General features: G+C 49.8%; 1 protein-coding gene. It reads right to left on the bottom strand.

The window, feature by feature from the left end:
• On the bottom strand, positions 1-315 hold a 315-nt coding region (locus tag B3W37_RS05695), incomplete at both ends, for a methylenetetrahydrofolate reductase C-terminal domain-containing protein (protein WP_483175049.1).

Genomic DNA, 315 nt, shown 5'->3' on the forward strand with positions numbered 1-315 from the left:
TCGCGGCCGGTAAAATAATTATACCAGGCTGAGGTATGATATAGGTCCCAGTTAACCGGCGGTACATAAAGATTTTCCAGTTGGCTCTCTTCATGGTAAGCCTTGAGCATGGCATAGGCTTTTACCCAAATACATTTTTTCTGCTGGGGATATACCTCGCACCAGCCGTTCATACTGCCGCCGCAAGCTCCATTGCGTTGGTTTTTCGGGCATTGCGCCATGGGGCACAGATAAGCGATATCCAGCAAGGCGCAATCACCGCAATCCTGGCAGCCGTTGCCTATCACTTTCAGCAAGTGCTCAAGCCGGTATTTT

It is taken from the genome of Syntrophomonas sp. UBA5494, from assembly GCF_002426325.1.